The organism is Bradyrhizobium sp., assembly GCF_049581145.1.
Classification (GTDB): Bacteria; Pseudomonadota; Alphaproteobacteria; order Rhizobiales; family Xanthobacteraceae; genus Bradyrhizobium.
In genome coordinates this window covers 1-8,334 of record NZ_JBAURI010001105.1, presented here as the reverse complement: position 1 = coordinate 8,334, position 8,334 = coordinate 1, and the positions used below count along the sequence as shown (strand labels likewise).

Here is an 8,334-nt window from a genome sequence, read left to right as displayed (position 1 = left end):
CGGCGACCTCGTGAATAACGTCGTTGATGTCGAGCGGCAGCCTCTCCGAGTCGACTTTTTTCAGGAGTGCGCGCACGCGACGGATGATCTCACCGGCCCTGTTGCCATCCTTGACGATCCATTCCACGGCACCGCGCACATCGTCCAGATCTGGTGTTTCGCGGCGGAGGAAGCGCAGGCAAGCCTGGCCATTGGCGACAATGGCGGCAAGCGGCTGATTGACCTCATGCGCGATCGTCGCGCTGATTTCTCCGAGCGTCGACACCCGGCTGGCGTGAGCAAGAGCAGCCTGCGCTGAGCCCAATGCTTCCTGTGACTTCTTGGCTGCAGTGATATCCATCAGGGCGCCGACGATTTCCTCCTTGCCGGAGTTATATCTCACGCGGCGCGCGCGAACATGAAGATACTTGATCTGTCCATCCGGCATCAACAGGCGCTGCTCATAGTCGAATTGCTGAGCGCCGTGTTCGGCGCGATGAGCTTCATGCAGCAAATGCGGGCGATCGTCGGGATGAACCCGCTGAGCGATGAGGTCGAGCGAGGGCGTCACGCTGCGGTCGAATCCCATGATTTGATAAGTCTGGTCGGACCAGAAGTGCGTGTCACCGACCATGTCCCAAGCGAGGCTGCCGGTTTGGCTGAGCTTTTGCGCCTCGGCTGAATAGGCTTCGCTGCGCTGCAGGGCGCTTTCCGCCTGCTTTCGATCCTCGATATCGGTATTCGTGCCGTACCAACCGACGACGGTTCCGGCCGCATCGCGCAGTGCCTCGGTACGGAAAAGAAACCAGCGGTAGGATCCATCGAAACGGCGGATGCGGGCCTCGACCTCGTCGGCCTCCCCCGACGTCAGCATCTCCAGCCAGGCGTCTTGCAGGTAACCGCGGTCATCAGGGTGAATCGCAGCCGCCCATTCCCAGCCCAGGGCCTGCTGCAGCGAAAAGCCCGTATAGTCGAGCCACCGTTTGTTGAGAAATTCCGCGGAGCCGTCGGTGCGGGCCCGCCAGACCAAGGTCGGGATGGAGTCGAGCGTGAGCCGAAGCTCCCGTTCGGCATTGGCGAGCCGGGCTTCACTGCGCCGTACCGCGGTCTCGGCGACCTTCTGCTCCTCGATGTCGATACCGACAGAATACCATTTGACGATTTCTCCATTCTCGTCGCGTCGTGGCGCGCGTCGCATGGTATACCATCGATACGCGCCGTCGGCCCTGCGGGTGCGGACGTCCACGGACATCGTCTCGCCCGTTGCCAGTGCAACGCGCCATGCGTCATCGAAGCGCTCGACGTCGTCGGGATGATAATAGACGGATGTATTCAGTCCTTTGCCCGTCGCCTCAAGATGATGATGACCGGTGTAATTCTGCCACTGCTGATTGACGTAGCTGCGGGTGCCGTCCGGCTCAAAGGTGGACACCATGACAGGAATTGAATCGATCATCAGCTGAAGTTCACGCTTGGCCGCGGCCAACTCTGCCTCGCTTGTGCGCAATGCGTCCTCGGCACGCTTGCGGTCTTCAATGTCGTGAGCCGCCCCGTACCAGGCGATGACCTCTCCGTCGCGATTGCGCAGCGGCACACGCCGCGTCACGAACCATCGGTACTCGCCGTCGGCTCGTCGGAGCCGCTGTTCCGTCTCGAACGGTTCACCTGTCGCCAATGCGGCATTCCATGCCGCTTCAAGCCGTGGAACATCGTCGGGATGCGCCGCGGCGTTGGTGGGGCTTGTCCAATTGGTCGATATGAGGCCGCTGTAGCTGCGCCCGATTTGATTGACAAAATCGATGACGCCGTCGGCGCGGTGGCGAAGCATCAGTACGGGCACCGTATCGATGGTCGCCTGTAATTCCTGCTCGGCCAGGCGGGCGCGTTCCTCCGCCTGCCGCCGCTCGCCATTCCCGACGCGCAGGGTTTCGTTGAGTTCTTGCAGTTTTTGAACCGCGTCCCGCAGCTCATCGCGGGCGCGCCGGAGCGAGGCCTGTGACCGGCGCTGCGCCGCGCTCAACCAGACCACAAAGAGCGCCGCTGCGGCAAAGAGGACGAGCGGTGGAATTTCCTTGAGCTCAAGTGCGAATGAGTAGGCCGGCTGCAGAAGGAAATATTCGAATGCCAAAAGGGTGATCGCGCTTGCGAGCAGGGCCGGGCCGGGGCCGCAGGCCCACGCCACGAACATGATCGCGCACAGAAGAAACGAGACCGACGAGTCGATATCCCCCAACCGCTCGCCCGCGAGGTTCACGGCAACTGCTGCCGCCGCCGATACGGCCGCGATTCCGTAATTCAGGATCACCGGCGACTTGAGCCGCCACCGGGAAGCGGGCGTCGTCATGCTATTTCCTCTGCCGAGTTGCGTTTGCCCGGAACAAGAGACGCCTGGCATCGGATCTGGAAGGAAAACCTGTATCGGGCCGGGCACCGCTACAAGCGTCGAGCTCCTGCTGTTGGTTCCTCAACTGGAACTTGCGGTTTAATACGTCGGACCCGCAGCCTCGGCAACTGTCCGACCCGAGCAATGCCGATCAATTTGCACAGGACAGCTGTTCCGCGCGGGCGCTTCGCCTTTCGTTTCCGATTTTTCCGCGTTCCCGAAGGGGCTGCTGTCCCCGCGACGCCGCGTCGGCTGCGAAACGGCAGGAACGCGATAGCGCGGTAGAATGCGCATTGCGACGGGCCCAACTCGGCCGGTGCGGAACGCCACGCGGCATTTTCCGATATCGCCAGAAATTCTGCGATCCGATGCCTCCGGTGAAAGGACCAGGCATTGAGCCCCGTCGGCATGGTCTCGATCGCGGCGTCAGGCGGTTTTGCTGCATCCACTGCAGCCGCAGACCATACGAGAGCGTCCCGGACCGGCTGCGGACGTGCCGCGCGCACGCTGCCGGCTGCCATCCAGTCGCTGGTGCGTGAGCGTCCGAGACTCGGGGGTCGCTATTGGCGGGCGGCCGTGAACGCCGCGACGGTCAGGCAACGCGTCTCAGGGGCGAGACCAGCCGGGCGATCGAAATCGTCGCGGTAGATCTCTCCGACAAAGTCGCTCTCGCCTGTGCTGAAATGACGTTGCGCAGCAAATGCCGGCATCACAGGTCGATTTCATCGGCGCAAGCTGCGCCGCGCCTCGGGAAACCACGACGACGAGTGCCCTTTCGGTCGTTCCGGGCGCGGCCGTCCTGCTTCAGGAGGCTACGAATTTGCGGCCGCCCCATTGTTCGTCGTCGACCCAGGAAGCCCACTCTGGCTGTGGAGCTTCGCCGCCAAGTGGAAACATCAGCATCGAAAGCGCGCCGTCGGCTGCAAACCGGTGAACGATCTGGCCGTTGAGTTCCCTTGCCAGAGCCTTAACGATTTTCAAGCCCTGGCCCGGTGTACCGCAGTTGCGTCCTGACCCGTTGTCCATCACGCAACATTGTACATACGGCCCGGAGGCGGACAATTCGACCCGAATTGTTCCGCCGGGGCCGTCGAAGGCATGGCGCACGGAATTCGTGATCAGCTCCGAGACGATCATGCCGAGTCTCCAGCAGTTCTCCGATCGCATTTGAACGGGGCGTACGACCAGAACGAGCTCGATACCCTTGTCGTCCAGCCGGGCCCGCTTGATCGATTGGCAGAGCGTGCGGATATAGCTCGATGCATCGATCATCGAGCTGTGCGCGGGCATTTCGAGGGCGCGGTGAACGTCTGCGCAGTGGTGCAGGATACGCGTGACGGCAGCCAAGGCCGTCTTGACGTCGTCGCTGCTCGATCGCGCAGCGATCAGCGAGGCCCGACCGATGACCGATGCGAGTTCGTTGTTGATCCGGTGTGCCATCTCGCGAACCAGGAGATGATCACTCGAATGGGACGGGCATCCGGCGTCGATGCGTTCTACGATCTCAACCCTCATATCGGTTCACTCGCTCTGTTTGGGCCGGAGGCGGCGCGGAGCGCTTGACTGGCGGCCCGCACTCATGGTTTTAGCTCTTTTCCGCGCTGCACGAGATCTTCGGGGCTGCGCAAATTTGTTTGCTCTTGCTGCAATGTGCGTGGCCTCAATGAGTGGCCGGGACATTCCCGGATTGTGCGCGTAATCCGCAGACGCTTCGGATACGCATCCGGTGCGACGCGACTGGCCTGGGTGATCGGTTGAGTCCCCCGGATGATCGATGATGCGCGCTGCGCGAGACCGCTCCGATTGCTCGCAAGAAGCCCATCAGGGAGATGAGATGCAAAAGAGGGTCTCTAAGAGTCTTGGCGCCCCGCTGATTGCCGGCTCGAGAACGCAAATCGCATCGGCGGCGGGACATCACGTTCGCTGGATGGCGCGTGCGCCGATCCGGATGAGCCGACAGTTTCGCGAAGCTCATGGCTCGACCAATGGTCGATCGACAACGCATGCGAGCGATGAGATCGCGGCCCCTGCGGCCGGCCGCAACAGGAGCTGTGACATCATTTGGTGCTACGATGACTGGCTTGCGCAAAGGCTATGCGGCCGCGGAGCCGACCGCAGCAAGATCCGCGCCGGTTCGAGCCAAACGGCGCGGCGCGGACTGACGGATACGGCATTGACTGGCGCGGTCGAACCGCGCGGCGGAAACGCGCAAAAACGCCGCGTTTATCCGATGCGCAGGTCGGGGGCGCGTCGTCTGCCGTCATTCGGGCTGGGTCAGTGGAAAGTCGACTCATACCTTGGTTTAGCTTCATCGCGAGCTTCACGATGCTAGGTTCGGTCGGGGATCGCCAAGAGGTGGTGGCACGATGCTGGCCCAGACGAGTGAGAGGCCAAGCGAACGGCCAATTGTCCACGTCGTGGACGATGATGCGTCGATGCGTGAGGCCTTGGAGAGCCTGTTCGATTCGATGGGACTCGAGACCCACACCTATGGGACTGCCCGCGAATTTCTGGCCGCAGGCGCTGAAGATCGACCGAGCTGCATCGTTATCGACATCCGCTTGCCGGACATGAACGGCCTGGATTTTCAGGCGCAACTTACCGAGATGGGCATTCGGCTGCCGGTTGTGATGATGACCGGCTATGGCGATATTCCCATGTCAGTACGCGCGATGAGGCGGGGCGCAGTGGATTTTCTGTCCAAGCCATTTCACGATCAGGACATGCTTGATGCCGTGATGGCCGCCATCGCGCGCGATCGGCAACGGCGGGGAGTCGAGGGCAACTTTTCGCAGGTGCAGCAACGCTTCGCCACACTCTCGCCCCGCGAACTGCAGGTCGTGCAGTTGGTCACGGCGGGCAAGATGAACAAGCAGGTGGCCGGTGATCTGGGGATCAGCGAGATCACCGTGAAAATTCATCGGGGCGCCGCGATGCGCAAGATGGGAGCGCGAACCCTGGCGGATCTCGTTCGTATGGCCGAAGTGATGAGATCCAAAAGCTGAAAAACGGGGTGATGAAAAGTCGCATAGCACCCTCGTATAGTTTTCTTGGCGCCCTCTCGCATGAGATGATTGTTATTTCGGGCTTTACCGCAACCGGGGCAAGGGATGATGCGTGTCAAGAACGCTCGCAATTTCGGTCATCGATGATGACGAGTCCTTCCGCCTAGCGCTCGTTGGATCGCTTCGTTCGCTGGGATACGACACTCGGGGCTTTGCGTCGGTGGAGGAATTCGTCGCAGGTGACGGGGAAGCATCATCCGACGGGGTGATCACCGACCTTCACATGCCCGGCATGAGCGGGATTGATCTGATACGTCAGCTCAAGGCCCAGGGCTCGGCATTGCCGGTTATCCTGATCACCGGCCGTCCAGAGCCCGGCCTGGAAGCCAAAGCGGCTGCCGCCGGCGCGGCCTGTCTGCTCAGAAAGCCGTTCGAAACCGACGCCTTGATCGACTGCCTCGAAAAGGCTCTTTGACGCACGTGCCCACGCCAGATCAGCAGCATGCCATTCGGAGCAAGCAAGCCCGGAGAGGTCGGCCAGCAAGGGCCGACCGAGGGAGGGAAATTTGCCGGTTCGAAGATCGGGATGGCATCACGGAGCCTCGCTTGTCGCCACTTCGAAAATGACCTCCAGCGCGACCGGGGCGCCGAGCGGAAGGCTTGCGACGCCGGCGATCAATCGTGACGGGTTCTTGTCCGGTCCGAAGACGTCCTGCAGCAACGCAGAGGCGCCGTCGGCGACTTTAGGCTGATTGCGGATATCTCCCGACGTAGCCACCGACACGCCAAGCCGGACGATCCGCCTGACCTTGTCGAGCGACCCCAAATGCTGCCTGGCGACAGCCAACGCGTTGAGCGCCGCGAGATGAGCTGCCTGTTGTCCGGCTTCCGCATCGAGCTCGGCACCGATGCGTCCGATAAATTTCGGCTCGCGGCCCTCGGTGGGAAGCATCCCGCTCAGAAACAGCAGATTTCCCGACTGCACCGCCTCGGCATAAATACCGAACGGCTGAGGAGGCGACGGAAGCTTGATGCCGAGTTGCGTCAAGCGTCGTTCAGCGCTGTCCGGGCGCCAGGCTTCGGGGGTCACCATTTGCCGACATGCGCACCGCCGTCGACGTGCAGCACCTCCCCGGTGACCTGGCCGGCTTCCGTCAGATACACGATCGCATCCACGATGTCTTTCACGCTCGAAATGCCGCCCATCGGTTGCAGCATCCTTAGAAGTTCCTTCGGGTCATCGTGGTGCATCGGCGTATCGACAACGCCCGGCGCCACCGCGTTCACGCGGATGCCCTGTTTGACATATTCCATGGCAAGGCTTCGCGTGACCGCCTCGATCCCGCCCTTGGTGATCATCGCCACTGCCGCGTTCGCTCCGGCGATCGGATGATCAACCATCGTCGATGAGATGTTGATGATGCTGCCACCTGTCTTCTGCGCCACCATCTGTTTGATCGCGAGCTGGCTGATGAAGAGAAATCCCTCGATGTTGACGGCAACCAGCGAGCGCAGGTCGTCGATCGTGTAATCGGTGAAGCGTTTTGCGAAGAAAATGCCGGCGTTGTTGACCAGGGCGTCGATCGTTCCGAATCTGTCCCCGGCGGTTTCGACGATCTCTGCCGCGGTCGCAGCTTCGGCGATGTCTCCGTCAACCAGCGCAAGCCTGTCCGATACCTCGAACGCGCCAGAACGGGTGATATTGCGGGAATTCGCCACGACCTTGTACCCGCGATCCAGAAAGGCCGTCACCACGCCGGCTCCAATCCCTTGTGAGGCGCCCGTGACGATCATCGTCTTCTGCAGGTTTGCCGTTGCCAGGCTCATCAGCTTTCTCCAGTTCGAAAATTTGATCGTAAAACCAAGCTTGCGGCGGCGTCGCTCGTTTCGCCATTCTTCCTTCGGATGCAGCAGATCATATCAATGTATGAGTGGAGGCCGCGACGGGTGCGTTTCGCGCGCAGCCCCTGGGGTCGTCCGCGGACGCCTTGTAACGGATGGGCCGAACGAAACCCGCGTTGAATGGAGCGATGCCGGGCGCGGCGTTACGGTTGCTCGAACAGGGAAGGCCCGTCATGCCGCTGTTACGTTTTGATCTCGGTGACGGGCGCTCCGAATCGAATTGCACTGAAAGCCGCACCGGGTACTCGCGCCGTTCTGTTCATGCGAGCAGGCTGGCCCAATTCAGTGTCAGTAATGGTTCATTGGTACGGCGATTGAGCGGTCGCCGCTCTCATACGTTGATATGACCGAGCTGTTCTCAAGGATGGATGGCCGGCGATCTCGAGAAGCTGCAGGATCGCGTGGTGACCGGGTTCGTAGCGAGGAGGTTGGCATGTTTTTTCCTGTATCAATTGCGATGATGGCAATGCTTTCGCCGATTGTCGTTTCTGACACACTGCCGGCGTTCAATATTGTCAGAGAGTGCCGTTTTGAAGGTGAATCGACCGAGGGCTTCGATCGCTGCTCGAAGGATGAAACCGATGCCCGCCGGAAGCTTCAGGGAGAGTGGGCGCAGTTCGTTGGTGCGGACAAGAGCAGCTGTACTGTCGAGACAACCGTCGGCGGCTTCGCGAGCTACGTCGAATTGCTGACCTGTCTCGAGATGGCAAACGACTTCCGCAATGAGGGCAACTCGCATGCTGCGCCCGCGAATAGGGATTTGCAGTCGATGGAACAGCGACCACTTGAAATGAGCGCCGGCGATGGACACGATCCCGATCAAATTCCAAAGGCCAATCCCGATCGGAAGACCCGACGAGCTCAGGACGTGCGACCGTGAAACAGCATGATCGGCGAACAGCGACGATAGCACCAGGAGGAGACGACGATGCTCATCTGTTCCGAAAGTCGCGGATCTGGCAGAGCCGCACGATTCGCGGTTTGTGCTGACAGGTGTGGTCTCGTCCGCTACTACTCGTGGCGAACCGCGCTGTGTTCCAGGACGGGCATCGATCGTCTCTGAGT

8 protein-coding genes are annotated in these 8,334 nt (G+C 61.2%); 3 read left to right on the top strand and 5 right to left on the bottom strand.

The features are described 5' to 3' along the window. The 3 genes from WCB02_RS35535 to WCB02_RS35525 all read right to left on the bottom strand — a co-directional run. Positions 1-2,323 (bottom strand): PAS domain-containing protein (locus WCB02_RS35535; RefSeq protein ID WP_423966114.1); only part of this gene is annotated, 2,323 nt, incomplete at its 3' end. Between the two features lie 599 nt (positions 2,324-2,922). After that, positions 2,923-3,072 (bottom strand): hypothetical protein, encoded by a 150-nt coding sequence (locus tag WCB02_RS35530; RefSeq protein WP_423966112.1) that lies wholly within the window; start codon positions 3,070-3,072, stop codon positions 2,923-2,925. Between the two features lie 94 nt (positions 3,073-3,166). Continuing rightward, positions 3,167-3,802 carry a sensor histidine kinase gene (locus WCB02_RS35525; RefSeq protein ID WP_423966110.1) on the bottom strand — a complete coding sequence of 212 codons (636 nt, stop codon included), beginning with the start codon at positions 3,800-3,802 and terminating at the stop codon, positions 3,167-3,169. Between the two features lie 926 nt (positions 3,803-4,728). Here WCB02_RS35525 and WCB02_RS35520 point away from each other — a divergent pair. Next, positions 4,729-5,367 (top strand): response regulator transcription factor, encoded by a 639-nt coding sequence (locus tag WCB02_RS35520; protein ID WP_423966108.1) that lies wholly within the window; start codon positions 4,729-4,731, stop codon positions 5,365-5,367. Positions 5,368-5,479: 112 nt separating this feature from the next. Then, positions 5,480-5,842 carry a response regulator transcription factor gene (locus WCB02_RS35515; RefSeq protein WP_423966105.1) on the top strand — a complete coding sequence of 121 codons (363 nt, stop codon included), beginning with the start codon at positions 5,480-5,482 and terminating at the stop codon, positions 5,840-5,842. A 117-nt stretch (positions 5,843-5,959) separates the two neighbouring features. On the opposite strand, the gene WCB02_RS35510 is transcribed toward WCB02_RS35515, so the two are convergent. Further along, the gene (locus tag WCB02_RS35510; RefSeq protein ID WP_423966102.1) at positions 5,960-6,460 is read right to left on the bottom strand and encodes a RidA family protein; all 501 of its coding nucleotides are present in this window, start codon (positions 6,458-6,460) and stop codon (positions 5,960-5,962) included. Then, positions 6,454-7,161 carry an SDR family NAD(P)-dependent oxidoreductase gene (locus tag WCB02_RS35505; RefSeq protein WP_423966100.1) on the bottom strand — a complete coding sequence of 236 codons (708 nt, stop codon included), beginning with the start codon at positions 7,159-7,161 and terminating at the stop codon, positions 6,454-6,456. The genes WCB02_RS35510 and WCB02_RS35505 overlap by 7 nt, the downstream gene beginning before the upstream one ends. Positions 7,162-7,612: 451 nt before the next feature. On the opposite strand from WCB02_RS35505, the gene WCB02_RS35500 reads away from it, so the two are divergent. After that, on the top strand, positions 7,613-8,149 hold the full coding sequence (locus WCB02_RS35500; RefSeq protein ID WP_423966098.1) for a hypothetical protein: 537 nt from the start codon (positions 7,613-7,615) through the stop codon (positions 8,147-8,149). Positions 8,150-8,334 lie beyond the last annotated feature (185 nt).

Bases quoted from the DNA above. Each gene is read 5' to 3' on its own strand.
- WCB02_RS35505 (WP_423966100.1), bottom strand. From the start codon at position 7,161: ATGATCGTCACGGGCGCCTCACAAGGGATTGGAGCCGGCGTGGTGACG.
- WCB02_RS35530 (WP_423966112.1), bottom strand. From the start codon at position 3,072: ATGCCGGCATTTGCTGCGCAACGTCATTTCAGCACAGGCGAGAGCGAC.
- WCB02_RS35520 (WP_423966108.1), top strand. From the start codon at position 4,729: ATGCTGGCCCAGACGAGTGAGAGGCCAAGCGAACGGCCAATTGTCCAC.
- WCB02_RS35500 (WP_423966098.1), top strand. From the start codon at position 7,613: ATGACCGAGCTGTTCTCAAGGATGGATGGCCGGCGATCTCGAGAAGCT.
- WCB02_RS35510 (WP_423966102.1), bottom strand. From the start codon at position 6,460: ATGGTGACCCCCGAAGCCTGGCGCCCGGACAGCGCTGAACGACGCTTG.
- WCB02_RS35525 (WP_423966110.1), bottom strand. From the start codon at position 3,802: ATGGCACACCGGATCAACAACGAACTCGCATCGGTCATCGGTCGGGCC.